The following is a 17,289-nucleotide window of genomic DNA, read 5'->3' on the forward strand; positions in this document are numbered from 1 at the left end:
CTCAGCTCATGGAGTTCCAGATTGCGATTTGTTGCTGCACGGTTTTTGGCTTGTGCGGCTGAGGTAGGAAGTTAGAGACTTTGCCACCCAGTGTGCCGGCGGCAATGTGGGCTAGCTGCCACTGCTGGACTTCGGTATTTAGGGGGCGCTCAGAGTGATATTCATACCAGTGATCCAACTCGGTAGAACTCATGGAGCGCAACATATTGAAATAATCGGGACGATTAAAATCCCGCGCGAGCTGCCGGGCAAAGTGAAAACCCGGCACTAGCCTTTTTTTTCGTTGTCCTCGCTTTCTGGTTCGCCGCTCTCTCTTTCAGTGGATGCTTCTACATAGAGACCAGATAACTTGGCCGCAGGCACATAAAGCACATCAATCAACTTAGGAGTCACACTGCGTATTAAGCTCTGATGAATCTGCTCCAGTGATTCCTGACAATCCGGCTTCATCCAGATGGCATAGGCAACCAGTAGCAATTTCTTGCTCACCTCTCCCAGCCGGAAAGCCCAAAGCTGACCGAAGTTTTCCAGTTCAGTTTCGGGTACCTCTTCATTCTGCGGCAGCGGAATATCCTCAGTGGTCTTTTGCAGGTATTCACAGCGGTGGTAGGCACTCAGTTCAAACAGCTCTACTTTCTGCTGGCCAAATAAAACAGTTTCGGATTCTAAAATAGGCGCAGGAATAGAATTCATGATTGACCACCTGCCGTTACCGAAGGCTTTCCGGAAATTTTCAACTTCACGGTACGGGTGATCTTGTCATCCTTGGGCACCGCCTTACCCCAGCCGGTAATATGGGCGATTAATTCCACCGTAGTACCTTCGGGATACTCGATTTTGTAATGTTTATTGGTATCGGAATCGTAATCAGCACGCAGGGCCTGCTGGCCACTGTCGCTCTCATTCCAAATCAAGGTAATGGAGACCTCACCGGCATCACGTAAGCCTGACGGATCGTAATCCATATAGCCGCTGGTGCCATCAATCGGCGTCATCTCAACAGAACCGCGCGACTCCTCACCGGGATCGATATCTAGCATACCCGCCACTGGCGTATAGGAGCTGCCATCATCGCTGCGGGAAAATTTTGTTTTGTAACCTTGTGCCATCGTTGTGCCCTCTGCGGGTTGCTCAATTAAAGTTCTGTGGGTTCAGTGGAATACTGGGCGCTGTAAGTCAGGCGCACCTCGCCCAGCGGGTGATCCTGATCCAAGGCAAACTGGGTTTGGCTGAGTAGGAATAAGTCACAGCTGCCACCCAGAGAGGCATTCTGCAATGTGCTCTCAATATCCGCAGCTGCCTGATCCAGTGCGGCATATATATCGCCATCGCTCTTTACTACCGCAGTAATAGTCAGATCCAGCTGCCGATTGGTGCCGCCATACATTTCGTGGTCAGTATTTTCGGTTGCAAATCCCAGCACAATGGCTGGTAGCTTTTTTGAATCTATTTCTTCTGTGGTGCCAGGAGGTGGAAATGTGTAGCCAGACAGAGTTTTCAGTTTGTTTAAAACGACATCGCGGATGATGATGCGCTGGGTCATTGGGGATCGCTCCAGGAATTTTAGGCATAAAAAAACCCGCGTGAGCGGGTTTGTAAAGCTACAAAATAAAGAGGTTCTACACTAGCTACTAGTTTAGCAAGGCCATCAGGATCTCAAAGTGTCCACAAGTAAAAATTCAACTTTCTAAAAACCAAGGTTTTATTTATGCACTTATATACACTCAAATTTTTCTGCTTTTCTTAGTAAAAACTCAGCGCTCATAAATTGCGTGGAAATATGCATATTATTCTGCGAAACTTTTTTATACCCATTTTTTGATGAAGCCAAATTCCAGTCCGAGATCCATATCCCAAAAATTGACGTCTTGACATAAGGGCAAACCTTCATTTTCTCTGTCCAAAATATATCTCCCTCATCATCAAGACAGTAGTAAGCGTAAACTATATCACTATACTTGGAGTCAGCTTTTAACTTTTTCCTACACTTTAATCCTCTCAGAAACCCTTTATTCCCGCGCCTATTCTCTTCATATTGAAGGCTAACAGTGTATTTAGACAATCTCGACTCGGATGCATGATATGTATAAAAGGAGCCTAACCCCAATATCCCCACATATGAAACAAAGGGTACTACTAATAAATACACAACATGAGCAATATCATAAAGAGTATTTTGATCACCTTTCTTTCGGCTCCGCCTCGAAAAGTCTTTGCCAACTTCCTCATTAATGAAAATTATTCCTGCGACCACTACAAGCACAACAGAAACCGACATCGCGACGCTTATAGCAAGCTCAGATGGTATATACCTTCTATCAAGAGCAGTAGCAAAAACAATGGCCAGTAAAGCAACTATTATAATGTTAAACCATAAAGAAAGTCTTTTCATATCCACACTAAAATCTAAAATCGATTAAATTTACCGTCGACAACAAAACGCGCTAATTTCTATTTACCTACAATTTTAATACCCAACAAACAATTGATCGAAATGTAACGACGCGCAATGTAGGCCATCCTGTCCGAAACTTTCAAGCCACTGCTATTTGTTAGTATTTTTGTGATTTCTACATGTCCAAGGTACACCAACAGTTAAAACTAAAGAGACTTATTTATATCACCTTGGAACGCCTTTCAAAAGGCGGCGGCCACTGAACACCCAAAGGAGAATGAAAAGTGGGCGAGCGCTATTTCCTTGCGGTATTGTATTCACACTCATGGCCGCCGTAAATCTTAAACTACTTTAAGGAAGGAACCCCCTGGCAACTTATCGCGGAGCTGTTCCGCGTACCGGGCAACCTCTTCCAATACCGCTTTACGCCATTTGAGCTGCTGCACTGGGGCGCCGCCGGAGTGATTCTTGCCGGTATCGCAGTAACGGCCAAACTCTTCACCTTTGGGGGTTAGCTCCCAGCGTTTCTTGCGCGGTTTGTATTCCACATGCTTCTGCAGCCCCATCCGCTGTAGGATGGCGTTGAACTCTCGGGCACTCATTTCGTACGCTTTACCCAATTCCGAGGGGGTATAGAGAGGTTCGTTGTTCTCGGCCTCCAGGTGGGTTACCCCCATTAGCTTCATTGGGCTGATGCCGGTGGTTTCTTCCACTACCCGATTGGCCAGTAAGATTGCCTGATTACCCTTCATGCCCATTCGCTTGGCTAAACCGTGGGCTGCTCCAAATGAGCGATTGGCCACTATCAGCAGCTTGTCACCTGATAACTCTTCTTTAGGTTCACCGTATTGACCCGTCTTGCGAATGCTGGGCAGAACCTCATGAGTTACCCAGCGTTTGAACGCTTTGGCTTCAGACTTCTGGCTTGTCAGGATTACCGAGTACAAACCGGATTCGTTAATAACTGTTGTACCGCGTCCCCCTGTAGGAGATCCCAAACCGACAATCTGTCGGTTTGACTTTTCGTCATCATCAAGCTTTCTAGTCATTGCTTGAGCATCAGAGTAACCGAGTACACCGGCCACATCCTTAGCCACAAACCACGGCTCACCATTCTGCTCAACAACACGTACTTGGCGGCTTTTGAAATCAAATGGAATCACGTTACTCATAATCACTCTCCTGTGGTTAATGTTCAGTACTCTGCCTTGCAGCCATACATTCGGCGGCGTAGGCCAATCCAACCAGGACCGCGCCCTCTTCGCCACAGAGGGCATTGAGTGCGACGGTTTTTACTGGGGAGTCGGGCCATTCCAGAATGTACTGGCGGGCCAAGTTTAAATACTGTAATTCGCGCAACTGCTGGACATGAGCCGGCTGTAGCGCTGGCTGGGAGTGATTAACTGTGGAGATTGCGTGGGCACTGGCCATGGCGGCCTCCTATGACTATGTTTTAGAGGTGCCGCTTTGCTGAGGCGGCGGGACTCACTAAGGCTCATAGTCAAGCCTGGGCGCTATTTCCCCAAAGGGGTGTTGTATTCACGCCTATCTCATCCCGCCATTACAAGCATTTCACGCACGGATTTCGGGCGCAAAAAAACCGCTGCTAACGGGTGCGGGGGCCGGACTATGAGTTTTAGGCCTCCAACACTACACGCCAACTGCGGTTTAAACAATACCTTGTCGCCAATCTCCAGTTAATCACTCCAAATATATGGTTTTCTATACAGCCCGCTTCCGCAGGCAATAAAAAACCCCACCAGCGGTGACTGGTAGGGTTTTTTATTGCTACTCAGGGGTTAGTAGCGGTTAACGCTCAGCTAAAGGGCGCAAATGGAGCGTATCGGAATCGGCATCCATCTTGAGCGCCGTGTTATGCGCTTTCATTAATTTCCTGCATTGACGCTTTGTGTCTTGTATTACGTTCTTCTTGTAATTTCTCAATCTTATCGGCCGCTTCCTTCATGAATTGCACTGGGTTCCATTCCTCTGGTGCCAGAGCGACTTGATGAGGTAACTTCCCAATGGAACGTAATTTTGAAGCCAAGTCATGAGCCTTTAATCCCAGCGTGGCGTACTGCATTTTACGCTCTTCAAATCCTTCTTCGTAGTCTGGCGGCGAGGCAGCATACTCAAATGCCCCGAATATTTTATGATTTGCGGCTTCTATTTGATTTGGGAGACTAAGTACCTCATACATTAAGTTCGCTGGGAGAGCCTTCCACTCTACTTCGAAAGAAAGAGGATCGAAGTTTGGTGTTTTTGTCTGTATTGACCGATACCCGTTTTGATCCGGCTGGCCATAACAGAGGCCATCATCCGCTACGACACCAGCACATCCGTTCACGAAGGTGTCGAGAACACAAGAGATGCGAATGGTAAGATATTCAAGATCTTTTTTGCTCTTGCTATTCTGGAACCACCATTCCTTGAAGGCATTTAGTAGAACACCTAAAACCACACCGATTAATACATACGCTGTTTTATCCATACAGACACACTTCTTGTAACGTATAACGCCGTGCTTAGGGGCCGTAGTGAAGCGCAGCGGAACGGAGGTCCCAGCGCAGCGACTACAGTACCTCGTTAGAATTATGGATTTAGTTCAGGGAGCCCAGCCGCTTTATTAGCAGCCCTGATAAACGCAATTAAATGATCTTTCTCGATCCAGGTTTTTTCACTTAGGTGCAAAACCCAACTCAGGACCTGGGTATGTGACTGCAATTCGCTGAGAGGTATTGTGTACTCATAACTAAAATTCAAAACTAGATGATCATCATCGATTTTTATTTTTTCATAGATCTCAGCTTCTTTAGATGAGTCTTCCATCATGGCGTCAAAGAGAGCTTTGCCGCCAAGGATTTTATTTTTCTCTGTCATACTCAAACCTCTAATTCTTGGAAAATTCTAACATTTATATAGTGGTCATCATGACCACTATTTCTGATACAAATTTACGCCAACACGCCATCATTTTCTACTAATTCAATAGATTACTGCGATCATAAACCCTGTTCTGACCCACCCACACAGGCTACCCATCCACCTGCACCCGTCAAACAATCCCATCATCCGCCAGCTGCTTACGCACCTTATAAGGCCACACCACCCAGCGTAACCACCGCCCCTGAGTTGTAAGAACCCACCTCACTCACCAGCAGGCTCAGCACCACTACCATCGGTATAGGTAGCGGGCTTTGCCCCATTTGGGCGGCAGCCATTGAACACCCAAAGGAGAGTGAATATTGGGCGAGCGCTATTTCCTTGCAGTATTGTATTCACGCTCATGGCCGCCGTAAAAAGGAAAACTCAGTCCTCTATACGGGGAGTATACAGCAGGCCGTCCCAGCCGCGTAGCGGCGACAACAGCAACTTGTTATGAGCCATTTGAGCACCAAACTTTAAAAAGAGTAACCAGAGCACCGAGAACTGCTACCCAAATAGGTATCAAAACTGTCCACCTCTGCGACCTCTTTAATTGCCGATCATGTAGTTCTATTGCTGTACTGAGCAAAGACTGTGCTTGCTCTGGAGATAAGGGTGGACGTGTGTTTTTATCAGGGTCTGAAATGTGCCTCAAAACCAAGGAGACTGGAAATTTCTTAGATTTCACGACACGAAAGAATTCTTGATGCTCCTGTGCCAAGGTAAGCCATGTTTCTGCTGATTTGGGCTTATCTGAGAGTTCATCTTTTAGTCCGGATTCACTGCGGTGCGATTTCTGGTCCAAAGCAAGAACTTGTAAAAGGGCCAGAACATCTTCGAGTCGACCATCTTTCAGATATTTAGAGTCTTTGCTAAAACACATTCTCTATCCTTGGCTCATAACGCCCGGCTTGGGGGCTGTTTATGGAGCGCAGCGGAATAAACAGCCCCAGCTGCGCGCCTTTTACGCGGCGATTACAGCCGCTTGTTAGGTGATTAGACATACCCAGCCACGTATTTAACTAATGCAGTCAAAGCTAAAACATTAGGAAGCACAAACTCCCATAAAATTTGCCTCACGCTCCATTTATAAACGATTGCACCAGACTCATTTTTTATAAGCTGCTCCATATCACCAGGCCGGTGCCGGTACTTTTCGGCCTCCCAAGCTGGATCAAAATCTAATAAGGCTTTTCTCGTAGCCCTACTTTCATCTGTGCCACTTTCCAATAGCACCGAAACCCAAAATGCTACCAGCCTATATAGAAGTAGAATCAGAAGAAAAATACCTATATGAATTGTTTGAGGTGGATCAACCGAGATACCTAAGCCAGCGACAGAAGCCTTACCTAAAGTAACTTGCATGGTAGGGTCAACTAAAAACATCAAAACAGACAGCAGCAAAACTGAGCTTCGGTGCTTCAGTGACACATCACCAAGCTTTCCAATGTGTAGATGTAACTTATATTTCAAATCCCTCGGCAGCATAGATTCACCTAACATTTATATAGTGGTCATCGTGACCACTATTTCCGTGACTACTTTTTCTGATACAAATTTACGCCAACACGCCATCATTTTCTACTAACTCAATAGATTAGGTAATCATAAATCCTGTACTAACTTACCCACTCAGGCTACCCATCCACCTGCACCCGCCAAACCACCCCATCATCCGCCAACCGCTTGCGCACCGTATAGGCCACTCCACCCAACGTAATCACCGCATCAGAGTTGTAAGCCCCCACTTCACTCACCAGCAGACTCAGCTCAATACGCGTTACCCGCAGGCGCTCCTCCTCAGCGAACTCGTCAATCTCCTGATCCTTTATCACCCGGCAGTCAATAGGCTCAGCACCGCTACCATCGGTATAGATAGCGGGCTTGCTCCATTTGCGGAACGCGCGTTCTGCGGCTCTCTGGTCCAGGTCCATAGATCACCTAGGCCTTCACCGTGCCTGGTACGCCGGTAAATTTCACCGCGAGGCTGGTGGCACCATTACCGGCTGCCTCTGCAGCGAAGGCGGTTGGACCGGTGATATCGCCGGTTGCGGCTGTAGCAGCGGCATCATCAAAGGCCCCTGCGGAAACATCCCAGGTGAGGGAGTTGCCCTGAGCAATCACTGCACCGGATACCTTGGGCACAGTGAATACGCCTTCAATAGCGATCACACCAGATGCGCCCACGACGATATCATCCATCGCTACACCCAGCACTGCGCCTACTGCTAACACTTGGCCAGAGGTAATAGCGGCGCTGGTGTTGTTGGTGTAATTCAGTAGGCGCCCATCTTGTACAAAATTAGTAGCCATTTCATTTTCTCCGCTTGGGTCAGATCTGTTGCAATAAAAAAGGCCGCGTTATGCGGCCCTTTTCGGATTATTTAAGATTCTGCTTGGTTTGAACTGGGTATTAGGTCTTGGGTGTTTTCACCATGCCTTTAGCATCCCAGGCTTTGGCAGCTGCATCGAGGCGGACTTTGAATTCCACCCCGTCGATATTCCAGCCGTTTTGCTGCTCCAGCACTGGGGCTTGCTGGCCGTCTAGGTAAAGCACTTCGATAGTGTCGTGCGCTACCGGATCGGCATTGAGGTACCAACCATTGTGTCCGCTGAGACGAGCATCGGAGATCACGCTGGCAATATTGCGCACACTGTTGGGTACAGTGTTGGATTTCTCAGAAACACCTACTTCAAATTCAGATTCCAGCGCAACTTTTGCGGCACCCTCGTCGGCGATATCACACAGCAGGAATTTGGGGCGGATATTCAGGAAGGCGGTGCCATCCTTTTGCTTGCCCATCAGTACCCGTGCGGCGTCGATGCTGGCAGTATTGATACCAGACTTGGTGGCGAGGTTGCCATGGTCGGCATGGAACAGGGCTTTGCCATCGGCCATTTCTGGGTTGTTGAGCAGGATACTAAACACCAGGTCTCCAACGGTACGCACGGCGGCGAGGCCCATTTTTTGTGGGATGCGGGTGAAGGCTCCGAGGTCGTCATTAATAATCGCCTGGCGGTTAATAGAGAACATTTCCCCATAGGTGGCCAGGGCAGCGGTTTCGGCGCGCTCTCCAATACTCACGTATTTAAATTCTGCCCCCGGTGCCACTTGGCGCAGTGAGGGGAAGGTGCCTAGATCCGTGCGGGTGGCGATCTTAAAATCGCTCAAGTTACCGGTGGCGGTAAACTGCGGAAATACTTCTGCTGCTTCCGAATAACCTTTCAGCATGGATTTATTCGCAATATTGCCGAGGACCGTGGCGAAGTCCCCGGAGCTGTGGGTAAAGGCGGCGGCGACGATACCCATCTTATCCAAGCCAGCCAAATTCTGGCTGTGGGCCTGCATCAGAATGCGGGCAATCTCCATCATGGTATAGCCGGTGAGGCTGTTACCTTCAGTGCGCTTTTCACCGAGGGCGCGCATGGCGATGGCATTTTCGGCATCGGCTTTCATGCGTTTAATCCCTTCGCCTTCCTGCACCACCAGGCTGTAGCTTTGCACGGGGGTTGGGGTTTGGCTGCCGAGGGCTGTGAGCAGTTGGTCTTTGGCTTTTTCAGCGTCACAGTCCATATCATCCAGACAGGATTGCATTACGGTGCTGTGTGCATCGAAGCCCTTAAAAACCGCTTTAATAGCGTCTTTGCGTTGCTTTTCATCGGCTGCAAATTGCGCTTTGGCATCGGCGGCAATCTGCGCTTTCATTTCTGGTGTAACCCCGTTGTCGGTGGTTGCACCCGGCTGTCCGGGGTTGGATTTAGGCATGGTCTGCGCTTCCTTGGTTTGGGTTGGGTTGCCTGCAACTGCAGACGGGAATCGAACGGGATCTGTCCCTTGCGCAACTATTGCGCTGATGGCTTGCGGGGTATGTTTGAATTGGTTTAAGTGATCAGCACTGAAGCTTGCAGCCATTTCCACTGCTGCTGTGGTATCGGTAGCAAAGCCGGCTTCCACGGCTTCGGCGCCGGTATACCAAGTCTCGTCATCCATCACTTGACTAATTTCCTCATCGGACATTCCGGTGCGGGAGGAATACAGGCTTTTCATGGTGGTTTTGACTTTGGCCAGCAGGCTCTTGGTTTTTTCCAGAGCGCGCTCATCACCGCGAACACCGGCACTGGGGTTGTGCACCATGTAATAGGCATTCTCGGCGATATGAACAGTATCCCCAGCAAGGGCAATCACACTGCCCATACTGGCTGCGATGCCTTCAATCCACGTTTCCACCTCGGCTTTGTGATCTTTCAGCAGGTTGTAAATAGCGGTGCCGTCGAACACATCACCACCGGGGCAGTTAATGTGTAGATTGATCTTGCTGATATCCCCAAGCGCTTTAAGATCTCGAGCAAAGTCCTTTGCAGTTACGCCCCAGTAACCGATGGTGTCGTACAGATAGATATCGGCTTCAGTGCTATTTGCGGCAGCGGTAATGCTGTACCAGGATTTATTGGGCATTGCGGTCTCCTACTCGGGTTCAGTATTTTCTGCGGGGACCGCAGTGCGTTTAGTTGGGGTGGTGATTTTGTTTTTTCGCAGCTTTTGCTGCCAGGCAGCGGTCTGCTTAATCACATCGTCCGGCTTCTTGCCACGGCGGCGGATGGTCTGCTGCGGGCTGGCTAGCACATTTTCCAGCAGCTTCTCATCAGCGCTGGCTTCATGGGCTGGATTAATCCAGGGCATGACCGGGGTAATAAAATCAACATGCATCAGGGTTGCCGGATCCACATCAGCGGGCACTTGAAAAGCTTCAGCCAGTAAACCCATTTGCACCCAGCGACGAGTAACCGGTTCTACGATTTCCTCACAGAATTCCAGGCTGAGGGTTTCGTAGTTTGCCCACTGCTCTACCAGTTCCTGACGCTGCGAACTATAAGTACCGTTGTAGTTTTTGCTGATACTGCTAAAACTGGCCATGGTGCCGGCAGCAGCCATGCGGTGCATGGTTTCTAAAAATGGCGTTAACAGACCACTTGGGCGATTACTTTGGATGGTGCCGACAGATTCCCCAGGACGTAGATCGTCGTAGATAGCACCAGCACGAATATCCAGGGTGCGATTGCCTTCATCATCAACTTCGTTCTGCGAGTAATCGTCGGGACCGCCTTTTTGAATAAAACCCACCATGGCCGAGGCAATCTTGGCGGCAACGCGCTCGTTTTCTTCATAGTCTTTAATATCGTTGAGGCGATTCATGACCGCGGCAAAAATGGAAACCCCACGGGTTTGATGCAGCCTGCGCACAAATTTCAGGTGTTCGATATTTTCGGCAGTGTGAAGCCTGCGTTTCATACGCCAGTTCAATGCGGCACCGGGATGTTCGTCGTATAACCAAAAGCCTGATGGCTCGCCCCAGGCCGTTTTTTGAACCCCTTGAACAATGCGCTTGCTGGGATCGTTGTAATCCACCGGCAGGAAATCCGGTTCCAGGCATTCGATGGTGTAAGGCACCTGGGTGCGATGCTTTAAGCCGGGCACCGAGCCCTGCAGGTGCCTAAGTAGGGTTTCCCCGTCCCTCAGCCAGGTATTACATAAAAGCCGTTGAGATTTGCCCCAGCTGAACTGACGGGTACATTCCGGGCGCCGCGCCCATTCTTTATGGGCATCATTCATTTGGCTGGCTAGAGCGTCATGGATATCGCCATCCCAAGTTTTGGGTTGGAATTCCACATCAATACCGCGCGGGCCGACGATGTTGTTGGTCAGAGTGGTGAGAATGCCAAAGGCAAAATCATGGTTTTGTTCAAGGTGCCTGGCTTGACCTCTTAGGGCTTCCAGACCCCCCTCTACCACTAGATCCCCGCTGCGATTATCACTGGGGTTTTTTCTTGTACGACTGGGCCGCGTGGCCTCGTAGGCTGCAACCACTTCTAATGCCCGGCGCGCCTGCACACGGCGCAAGGCAGCCTCGGGTGCAAAAAACCCGATAACAGAATCCAGTTTGTTCATTAGTAGAAATTCGCGTAGGCAGGCCCGCAGCGTTTACCTGCAGCCTTGAGTTTTTCTTGATATGCGCGGCGCTCCCACTCCTGACGGCCTGCGCGGATTTCCTGCAGGTTCTCTGCAGTAAATTGCCGACCATTGATCACCGTGGTTTTACCGGCGAGCACGTCTATCTCGGCCTCAATATAGAGGTCGATCATCTCTTGCGGGGTTTTAGACATTTAACTATCCAGTAAAGAGCCAACGGGCTGCGCTGGCCGGGGTGGTTTTCTAGCAGATTGCTTGGATGCTGGGGGTTGGTCAGGTTCGCTAAACAAGGTGCGCTGGCCTAGACGTGCCTCAAGAATTGACCATTTTTTCTCAGTCTTTTTTTGCACTTCCATGGCATAGGCCGCGTGTAGGGCATAGACCTCGGTATCTAGCCCTTCATTACTCTTTCCTGGTCTTTTCTGCCAAACTTCCCTTCCTGAATATTTTTTGCTTGGGGCTTTTACTTCAGCGGTGACCTGCTCCCAGTAATCCTGACGCACATGCTTGCAGCTATGCATATAGGCGCTGGTGCCTAACAATCGCCTGGCAATAAGATCCTTGGCCTTGTGGGTGCCCACCATGTACAACTTCACTTGATGGCGATCTGCTTTAGTAGTGCGCGTTGGGTTACTAACCTCTGCTTTCCTTGGATGTGAAAATATTTCTTTGCTGCCAAAGTCTCTACTATCGCCCTTAATTGCCATCACTAGGACGCGGCGATATTTTTTTTCTCTAGTTCTTACCCATTCATACACCGCGCCGCTGGTAGTACCATCAGAGGAATCGATACTGACTGCAGATGCGTAAATCTCACCAAAGCGCTCATGCTTGAAGCCCTGGAAAACTAACTTGTCCAAGGCATCCCAGCAGCTATCGCGCTTATCTACCGTGTCGCCATCGATTTCGCCCCAGTACATTTGCCAGCTTTCTTCATTGCGACCAAATGCGCGGATGGTGATGGCAAGCCGGTCATGCTGAACATCAATACCGACAGTAACCAGCAACCCACCAGCCGGACAAAATAGCTCTGGATAGTCTTCCGCAGTTTCATGTAGTTTTTCATGATCCAGCAACCGGTTGGCCGCATATTTATAGGGCCTGCCTAACTTGTTGTTTTGGAATACGATGCGCGCAGATTCATCGCCGCTTTTGGCTTCGTGTTCGGCTTCCAAGAAATCCCTGACGACCTCCGCCAAGCCAGTACCAGGGATACACACATAAAGCTCTGATAGCTCCATAAAGGTTTCTATCGGTTCGATTTCATCTTCTGCAAAGTCCTCGCCGCATTGGGTTTTGACCCAGCCGGCAAAGTCATCGCCGTTTTCCCGCGCGGTTTTACAGGTCTGCAGAATATTGGCCTGGCGGCGGTAGTCATCCCAGGCACTACCACATTTAGGACAGGTATAAACGGCGGTTTCTGGCTGATTCAGGTCGAATACCGGGTGCGGTGTGCCGCCCTCATTCTCCAACCAACTAACGTTTTCCCAGTCCAGCACATGGGACTCACCGCAGTCGTGACAGGTAACCGGTAGCACTCGCATGGTGCCGAGCTTGGTGTAGTGCTCCACTTGGGAAAGATCAGCAACCGCCGGCGTGCCGCCAATAATCAATTTCTTATTGCGCATCCGTTTTAGACGTTCACGCAGATGGCGAATGGAGTCGCCCTGATCACCCACGTCTTTGTTGGTATCGTCCGGCTCCTCCACATAGCCACGCTTGGCAGTGGTGGATTTAACATTAGAGACGGAATTAGAACCGACAGTCCGCACTTCCCCGCCAGGGAATACTTTTCTGGTAGATCTGTTGCCCAGCTTGCGACTGGTGGAGACATCAATCACACGCGCTACATTTGGCGAGCCCTCAACAATCTTCACGAACTTTTCGTCCATGAAGTTCTGGCCTTTTGAATCCTTTGGAAAGAGCATCAATACCCGCGCGGGATCGGTCACCGCCACCTTACAGATATCTGCCGCTAGCAATACCGTCCAGCCAATCTGTGCCGCTTTTTGCATTACGACCATCCAAGAAGCCTGGCTATCAAGCGCGTGCATTACACCCCAGAAATAGGGCACAAAATCTACCCGGTAGTACCCCGCATTATCGCTATCTTCGGATGGCAACTTGATATTTTCTGGCAGCCACTCAATCAGAGGAATCTTAGGCTGCGGTATCCAGGTCTGGCGTACCTCCTTCACCAGCCTCTGTAAATTCAATCTCGTAACCGCCAATAGTTCTGAGGGCAGCGTCAATGTTTGGCTGTAGGGGTTCTCTGTCGACGGTAATGGCATACTGACTTTCGATAGCAATAATGATGCTCTCTACCGCTCCTATAAATTCATTCTTTCCAACGGTGGACCACTCCACCATCGCCTTGCGTACAGACTCAATATCCAGAATTAATTGATCCTGCTTGTACAGCTCGCGCATTTTTAATTGGGCATTCGCCTCAGATTCAACCGCCTGCGCCATATCGCGACGGTTTCGGGCCTCATTCGCCTGGCGGCCTGCGGCCTCGGTTCGCAGTCGCTCGCAGTATTCATGAAGCCAAACCTTGTAACTGGCACCTACGGTAAAAACCTCTGCCTTGTAGTGTTTGGCAATAGCAGGTTGAGTAGCACCAACCAGGCGAGCAAAACCAGACTGAGTGGCCTGATCATCAAGTGATAGGTTGTCAGCCAAGGTATAACCCCCTAGGAAATTTCAGATAGCTGTTAAAAAAACACGGTTCGAATTACCCGTGTGCTGGCCCCGTCAGGAGGACCCGTTCAAGGTCTTTTTGCAGTCGCAATCGCATGATCCATGGCCTTATTAAGTTCAATCGGCAGGTGGCGCCGCGCTATGCCCTCGGCAATACGGAGAAAGGGAAAGCGCTTTTTATAGTCTGGCTTCCCCTTGAGGAATATCAGAATGGGCTTAACCGTTGGCCGGCGCTTACCCCCTGCCCTATTCCAAACGCCTAAGACACCATTAACTTTGCCAACGAAATACTTACCCTTCTTATCCTGCGTACTACCAGATCCGGCCCGAAGCTCAGCCAGAATTTTTTTATAGGTTGCTGCTGAGATATTCCCGTGCTTGTTTAATCTCGCCGCCTCGCCATGCACCACATACATACCAGCAGGCAGGACACCCATATATCGAAGTGCACGCTCAAAGCGCTTGTCGTTTCGGTTCACATCCATGACCGACGGGGCAAGATATTTACTCGGTGCAGTTCCGTTGGAAACCTGATCACGGATAAAGACTTTGGCAATGCCAGAACGCTTCGTGGCTTTCTTTACCAATACAGAGTTCAGCGTTAATTTTGCTGGGTTTGTAAATACACGCCCCATCGCTGAGCGCTCTTCTCCCCGTATACGAAAGGCTACATTATTTAGGGCAACCGAGCTGGCATAAGGCAACTGCTTTTTTAATTCAGCCGAGGCTTGATCAAACTTTGAAGTATCCAGCTTTACACTAACGTCCATCGTCCCCGCCTTGCTGCTCCTGCAGCTTCAAGCGCTTATGGTTGTAATACCAATTCACCATCAGACCAACCGCGGCGATAAGCACACCCGCAAGGCCAAGCCAGTTGTTAGCAAGCCAACCCGCAAAAGTTCCCGCACCAATAGCAGTCATATAGCCAGCCTTATCCGCTAATTCTCTTAGGGTATCCTGAAGTGTCATGACTGCTTCCAGGCAATGGTTGCCTTCTCAACGCTGCGCCCCACGACATAACCACCGAGGCCGATTTTTACGATTTCCAGAAGGGCGAGAGTCTGGTCCTCGCTGAGGTTTGGTGCCGTCCACCCCAGCCAATGAAAGACAATCAGCCCCACGAACGTAAGCATTGTTACTGGCCGCCAGTTTCTTTGTAGCCATGATTCTCCCCCTGCTTCAGCAGTGATTATCTGGGTTGCCGCTTTCAGCTCCTCCAGGTCCATTGAGATTAACTTTGAATCCACCTGTGCCTTTAAGCGATTAGCTTCTGTCTTATCCGGGAATGCCTTGTCTATGACCTTGCCGATTAATTCGGAAATAGCAGAAATCATTAGTAGCTCCAAAGTGAGATATTTAGTGCGCAAAACACAAGGCTATATAGGAGTATAAAACTCTATGGCAAGTACCCGAACCTCGCTACTGATTAGATTGGACACTGGGGTCCCAGCTAATTGCGCCAGTACAGCTCACAACTTGATGAAAATCAATAAAGAAGATTCAGTAATGATCTCAGTGGCCCTAGCTTCTTGGGCGAGCGGTAAAAGAGAAATAACTGTATACACTGATGCTGACGGGTCATGCACCATCTATCAACTCGATCCACAGTACTGAAGGGCCAAAGCACAACTAGCGCATAGTAGCTAAATAGTGAAGCCGATATAGGCGTATTGGTCCAAACAGCGATAACCGGAATTAATCACAATCGGCCTATTGAACTGCTCCCTGACTTTTATCAAGCTGAGCAGCGTGTCATTCGAAAGTGGATCTTCCTGCAACAACGGCTGGACAACTCCTCCTTTAATTAGTCGCTTTAAAACAAGGGGGTACCAGATACAAAAAAGCCCGCACAAAGCGGGCTCGAAAATGATTAAGGATACAAAAGTTCGTAATCAGAGCGATTTAAACTTTTATTACTCTCCCCAAAACTAGGCTTTTACTATTTACCCAAACCTTCACTGGCAAAAGTCAGACCGAATATAGGGCAGAATCGTTTACTCCTCAGAAATCTATAATTAGGCGATTAATAAAACAGTTTGGCTGGGAACCGTCAAAATTAATCCTGACTTGCTTATTGGCCATAGCAGCAGAAAGCGCAGCGCTATAAATCTTTTCAGACCCTTCTTGTGTGACACCACTCTCACCGACGCTTACATAGTGATATTTTGGCGAAAATTGGCCGGGGCAGTCAGAGCTTTCATTCTCAAACTGCAAAACAAAATTACCATCTGCTAAAGGATAAACTGCCTTTATTTTAGATGTATGCCAGTAAAATTCTGCATTGCAGATGGCGGGCAGCAAAAAACCACACAATAATAGAAGAATTTTTTTCACCTTATATCCTCTTTAGAAATTTATTTACAGCTTAAAAATAAAATTTTTCGCTCTTTAAATTTGATCTGGTAGAACTTACCCTCAAGCCAGCCATCACAAAAAACACCATGGACTCAACCGCTAATCCCACCATCTGTAGTTAGCGTAGATGCTTAGTTGGAAGCTATCTTACATAAAAGCTACTATTCAAATTTCCGTATTGGTTAGAATGCAGCAATACATCAATTTGATTTCCCCAATTGATTGCTCTCTCTAAAATAACCTAGGAAACTACGCAATATCAGATCTGCCTATCCCTTCAAATGAGCAAAAATCCTGCCCTAGCTCTTATCTTACTGGGGCAGTGTCGCAGCGCAGTATACTTCGGCCTTGGCGCAAATCAACATCACTCACCCATATCGCGGACTAGCCCCCTGAGCTCCAGGCTTAGAAATACAGCATGTTATGGTTTCTGTACAATCGTGACACACGAGCTCCAGGATCCTAAGGACTTGCTAGCCACTAGGATTTTGATCAATCGTCCATAGCTAATGAGCTACTGTAAGGCCTACGAGGTAGATTTGAAATGGTTGCAAACATTAGTAGCTCCATACCGTAGGGCGCACACGCTCGCCAGGAATTGAATCAAGGTCATCCAAATGGATAAACCGCTTTTTGATCGGCCCCTTCTGCTTCACCCCTATACCGCTGAAACCCTCTTCTAAGGCAACTTTCATAAGCTCATGTGCTCTGTCTACAGCCACAGAAATATCAACAGCCTGCCCGGTGGTATGGGTCATGGTGGCATTTAATCGAGCATTATGAGCTGGGCAGCGGTAACCGGAGTTAACAATCATCGATTTGCCATAGCGCTCTCTAACTTGGATCAGGCGCCTAAGCGTTTCATCTTTGAAATGATTTTTGCCACAACATCGGCAGGCCAATTCCGACTCTGTGAAATAGTCGTTTTTAAACATGAGGCCTCAGT

Annotated in this window: 25 protein-coding genes; all 25 read right to left on the reverse strand. The window is 48.9% G+C overall.

Annotated elements, in window-relative coordinates; genetic code table 11:
• Position 1 precedes the first annotated feature (1 nt).
• A complete protein-coding gene (locus ACJJI7_RS20415) occupies positions 2–268 on the reverse strand; it encodes a hypothetical protein (RefSeq protein WP_444901348.1) in 267 nt (88 codons plus the stop codon).
• Positions 268–693 carry a phage minor tail protein domain-containing protein gene (locus ACJJI7_RS20420; protein ID WP_444901347.1) on the reverse strand — a complete coding sequence of 142 codons (426 nt, stop codon included), beginning with the start codon at positions 691–693 and terminating at the stop codon, positions 268–270. The genes ACJJI7_RS20415 and ACJJI7_RS20420 overlap by 1 nt, the downstream gene beginning before the upstream one ends.
• Entirely contained in the window at positions 690–1,109 is a 420-nt protein-coding gene (locus ACJJI7_RS20425; RefSeq protein WP_444901346.1) for a phage tail tube protein, read from the reverse strand. The genes ACJJI7_RS20420 and ACJJI7_RS20425 overlap by 4 nt, the downstream gene beginning before the upstream one ends.
• A gap of 26 nt (positions 1,110–1,135) precedes the next feature.
• Positions 1,136–1,543: a hypothetical protein gene (locus ACJJI7_RS20430; RefSeq protein ID WP_444901345.1), complete on the reverse strand. Its 408-nt coding sequence runs from the start codon at positions 1,541–1,543 to the stop codon at positions 1,136–1,138.
• 171 nt (positions 1,544–1,714) lie between these two features.
• Positions 1,715–2,392 (reverse strand): hypothetical protein, encoded by a 678-nt coding sequence (locus tag ACJJI7_RS20435; protein WP_444901344.1) that lies wholly within the window; start codon positions 2,390–2,392, stop codon positions 1,715–1,717.
• A gap of 344 nt (positions 2,393–2,736) precedes the next feature.
• Entirely contained in the window at positions 2,737–3,567 is an 831-nt protein-coding gene (locus ACJJI7_RS20440) for a BRO-N domain-containing protein (protein ID WP_444901343.1), read from the reverse strand.
• Between the two features lie 16 nt (positions 3,568–3,583).
• Positions 3,584–3,826 (reverse strand): hypothetical protein, encoded by a 243-nt coding sequence (locus ACJJI7_RS20445; RefSeq protein WP_444901342.1) that lies wholly within the window; start codon positions 3,824–3,826, stop codon positions 3,584–3,586.
• Between the two features lie 442 nt (positions 3,827–4,268).
• On the reverse strand, positions 4,269–4,886 hold the full coding sequence (locus ACJJI7_RS20450) for a hypothetical protein (RefSeq protein WP_444901341.1): 618 nt from the start codon (positions 4,884–4,886) through the stop codon (positions 4,269–4,271).
• A 101-nt stretch (positions 4,887–4,987) separates the two neighbouring features.
• Entirely contained in the window at positions 4,988–5,275 is a 288-nt protein-coding gene (locus ACJJI7_RS20455; protein ID WP_444901340.1) for a hypothetical protein, read from the reverse strand.
• Between the two features lie 212 nt (positions 5,276–5,487).
• Entirely contained in the window at positions 5,488–5,616 is a 129-nt protein-coding gene (locus ACJJI7_RS20460; RefSeq protein ID WP_444901339.1) for a hypothetical protein, read from the reverse strand.
• Positions 5,617–5,771: 155 nt separating this feature from the next.
• Complete coding sequence (locus tag ACJJI7_RS20465) at positions 5,772–6,203, reverse strand: hypothetical protein (protein ID WP_444901338.1); 432 nt, start codon at positions 6,201–6,203, stop codon at positions 5,772–5,774.
• 113 nt (positions 6,204–6,316) lie between these two features.
• Entirely contained in the window at positions 6,317–6,808 is a 492-nt protein-coding gene (locus tag ACJJI7_RS20470; protein WP_444901337.1) for a hypothetical protein, read from the reverse strand.
• Positions 6,809–6,957: 149 nt separating this feature from the next.
• Complete coding sequence (locus tag ACJJI7_RS20475; protein WP_444901336.1) at positions 6,958–7,254, reverse strand: head-tail joining protein; 297 nt, start codon at positions 7,252–7,254, stop codon at positions 6,958–6,960.
• A gap of 7 nt (positions 7,255–7,261) precedes the next feature.
• A complete protein-coding gene (locus ACJJI7_RS20480; protein WP_444901335.1) occupies positions 7,262–7,633 on the reverse strand; it encodes a capsid cement protein in 372 nt (123 codons plus the stop codon).
• A gap of 100 nt (positions 7,634–7,733) precedes the next feature.
• Positions 7,734–9,776, reverse strand: coding sequence for a ClpP-like prohead protease/major capsid protein fusion protein (locus ACJJI7_RS20485; protein WP_444901334.1), 2,043 nt, complete (start codon positions 9,774–9,776; stop codon positions 7,734–7,736).
• A 9-nt stretch (positions 9,777–9,785) separates the two neighbouring features.
• A complete protein-coding gene (locus ACJJI7_RS20490) occupies positions 9,786–11,267 on the reverse strand; it encodes a phage portal protein (protein WP_444901333.1) in 1,482 nt (493 codons plus the stop codon).
• Positions 11,267–11,482, reverse strand: a complete 216-nt coding sequence (locus ACJJI7_RS20495) for a DUF6148 family protein (RefSeq protein ID WP_444901332.1) — start codon at positions 11,480–11,482, stop codon at positions 11,267–11,269. The genes ACJJI7_RS20490 and ACJJI7_RS20495 overlap by 1 nt, the downstream gene beginning before the upstream one ends.
• A complete protein-coding gene (locus tag ACJJI7_RS20500; RefSeq protein ID WP_444901331.1) occupies positions 11,483–13,486 on the reverse strand; it encodes a terminase gpA endonuclease subunit in 2,004 nt (667 codons plus the stop codon).
• Positions 13,449–13,970, reverse strand: coding sequence for a hypothetical protein (locus ACJJI7_RS20505; RefSeq protein ID WP_444901330.1), 522 nt, complete (start codon positions 13,968–13,970; stop codon positions 13,449–13,451). Before ACJJI7_RS20505 ends, ACJJI7_RS20500 begins: the two co-directional genes overlap by 38 nt.
• 86 nt (positions 13,971–14,056) lie before the next feature.
• Entirely contained in the window at positions 14,057–14,758 is a 702-nt protein-coding gene (locus tag ACJJI7_RS20510) for a hypothetical protein (protein ID WP_444901329.1), read from the reverse strand.
• Positions 14,748–14,957, reverse strand: a complete 210-nt coding sequence (locus ACJJI7_RS20515) for a holin (protein WP_444901328.1) — start codon at positions 14,955–14,957, stop codon at positions 14,748–14,750. The genes ACJJI7_RS20510 and ACJJI7_RS20515 overlap by 11 nt, the downstream gene beginning before the upstream one ends.
• Positions 14,954–15,322, reverse strand: a complete 369-nt coding sequence (locus ACJJI7_RS20520; protein WP_444901327.1) for a 3TM-type holin — start codon at positions 15,320–15,322, stop codon at positions 14,954–14,956. Before ACJJI7_RS20520 ends, ACJJI7_RS20515 begins: the two co-directional genes overlap by 4 nt.
• A gap of 309 nt (positions 15,323–15,631) precedes the next feature.
• On the reverse strand, positions 15,632–15,841 hold the full coding sequence (locus ACJJI7_RS20525) for a D-Ala-D-Ala carboxypeptidase family metallohydrolase (RefSeq protein WP_425411207.1): 210 nt from the start codon (positions 15,839–15,841) through the stop codon (positions 15,632–15,634).
• A 148-nt stretch (positions 15,842–15,989) separates the two neighbouring features.
• Complete coding sequence (locus tag ACJJI7_RS20530; RefSeq protein WP_444901326.1) at positions 15,990–16,322, reverse strand: response regulator receiver protein; 333 nt, start codon at positions 16,320–16,322, stop codon at positions 15,990–15,992.
• 578 nt (positions 16,323–16,900) lie between these two features.
• Entirely contained in the window at positions 16,901–17,278 is a 378-nt protein-coding gene (locus ACJJI7_RS20535) for a D-Ala-D-Ala carboxypeptidase family metallohydrolase (protein WP_444901325.1), read from the reverse strand.
• Positions 17,279–17,289 lie beyond the last annotated feature (11 nt).

It is taken from the genome of Microbulbifer variabilis (assembly GCF_056232115.1).

What these genes read in the sequence shown, in the direction of transcription:
- ACJJI7_RS20420 (WP_444901347.1), bottom strand. Translation starts at nt 693, where the DNA reads ATGAATTCTATTCCTGCGCCTATTTTAGAATCCGAAACTGTTTTATTT.
- ACJJI7_RS20425 (WP_444901346.1), bottom strand. Translation starts at nt 1,109, where the DNA reads ATGGCACAAGGTTACAAAACAAAATTTTCCCGCAGCGATGATGGCAGC.
- ACJJI7_RS20430 (WP_444901345.1), bottom strand. Translation starts at nt 1,543, where the DNA reads ATGACCCAGCGCATCATCATCCGCGATGTCGTTTTAAACAAACTGAAA.
- ACJJI7_RS20435 (WP_444901344.1), bottom strand. Translation starts at nt 2,392, where the DNA reads ATGAAAAGACTTTCTTTATGGTTTAACATTATAATAGTTGCTTTACTG.
- ACJJI7_RS20440 (WP_444901343.1), bottom strand. Translation starts at nt 3,567, where the DNA reads ATGAGTAACGTGATTCCATTTGATTTCAAAAGCCGCCAAGTACGTGTT.
- ACJJI7_RS20445 (WP_444901342.1), bottom strand. Translation starts at nt 3,826, where the DNA reads ATGGCCAGTGCCCACGCAATCTCCACAGTTAATCACTCCCAGCCAGCG.
- ACJJI7_RS20450 (WP_444901341.1), bottom strand. Translation starts at nt 4,886, where the DNA reads ATGGATAAAACAGCGTATGTATTAATCGGTGTGGTTTTAGGTGTTCTA.
- ACJJI7_RS20455 (WP_444901340.1), bottom strand. Translation starts at nt 5,275, where the DNA reads ATGACAGAGAAAAATAAAATCCTTGGCGGCAAAGCTCTCTTTGACGCC.
- ACJJI7_RS20460 (WP_444901339.1), bottom strand. Translation starts at nt 5,616, where the DNA reads ATGGCTGCCGCCCAAATGGGGCAAAGCCCGCTACCTATACCGATGGTA.
- ACJJI7_RS20465 (WP_444901338.1), bottom strand. Translation starts at nt 6,203, where the DNA reads ATGTGTTTTAGCAAAGACTCTAAATATCTGAAAGATGGTCGACTCGAA.
- ACJJI7_RS20470 (WP_444901337.1), bottom strand. Translation starts at nt 6,808, where the DNA reads ATGCTGCCGAGGGATTTGAAATATAAGTTACATCTACACATTGGAAAG.
- ACJJI7_RS20475 (WP_444901336.1), bottom strand. Translation starts at nt 7,254, where the DNA reads ATGGACCTGGACCAGAGAGCCGCAGAACGCGCGTTCCGCAAATGGAGC.
- ACJJI7_RS20480 (WP_444901335.1), bottom strand. Translation starts at nt 7,633, where the DNA reads ATGGCTACTAATTTTGTACAAGATGGGCGCCTACTGAATTACACCAAC.
- ACJJI7_RS20485 (WP_444901334.1), bottom strand. Translation starts at nt 9,776, where the DNA reads ATGCCCAATAAATCCTGGTACAGCATTACCGCTGCCGCAAATAGCACT.
- ACJJI7_RS20490 (WP_444901333.1), bottom strand. Translation starts at nt 11,267, where the DNA reads ATGAACAAACTGGATTCTGTTATCGGGTTTTTTGCACCCGAGGCTGCC.
- ACJJI7_RS20495 (WP_444901332.1), bottom strand. Translation starts at nt 11,482, where the DNA reads ATGTCTAAAACCCCGCAAGAGATGATCGACCTCTATATTGAGGCCGAG.
- ACJJI7_RS20510 (WP_444901329.1), bottom strand. Translation starts at nt 14,758, where the DNA reads ATGGACGTTAGTGTAAAGCTGGATACTTCAAAGTTTGATCAAGCCTCG.
- ACJJI7_RS20515 (WP_444901328.1), bottom strand. Translation starts at nt 14,957, where the DNA reads ATGACACTTCAGGATACCCTAAGAGAATTAGCGGATAAGGCTGGCTAT.
- ACJJI7_RS20520 (WP_444901327.1), bottom strand. Translation starts at nt 15,322, where the DNA reads ATGATTTCTGCTATTTCCGAATTAATCGGCAAGGTCATAGACAAGGCA.
- ACJJI7_RS20535 (WP_444901325.1), bottom strand. Translation starts at nt 17,278, where the DNA reads ATGTTTAAAAACGACTATTTCACAGAGTCGGAATTGGCCTGCCGATGT.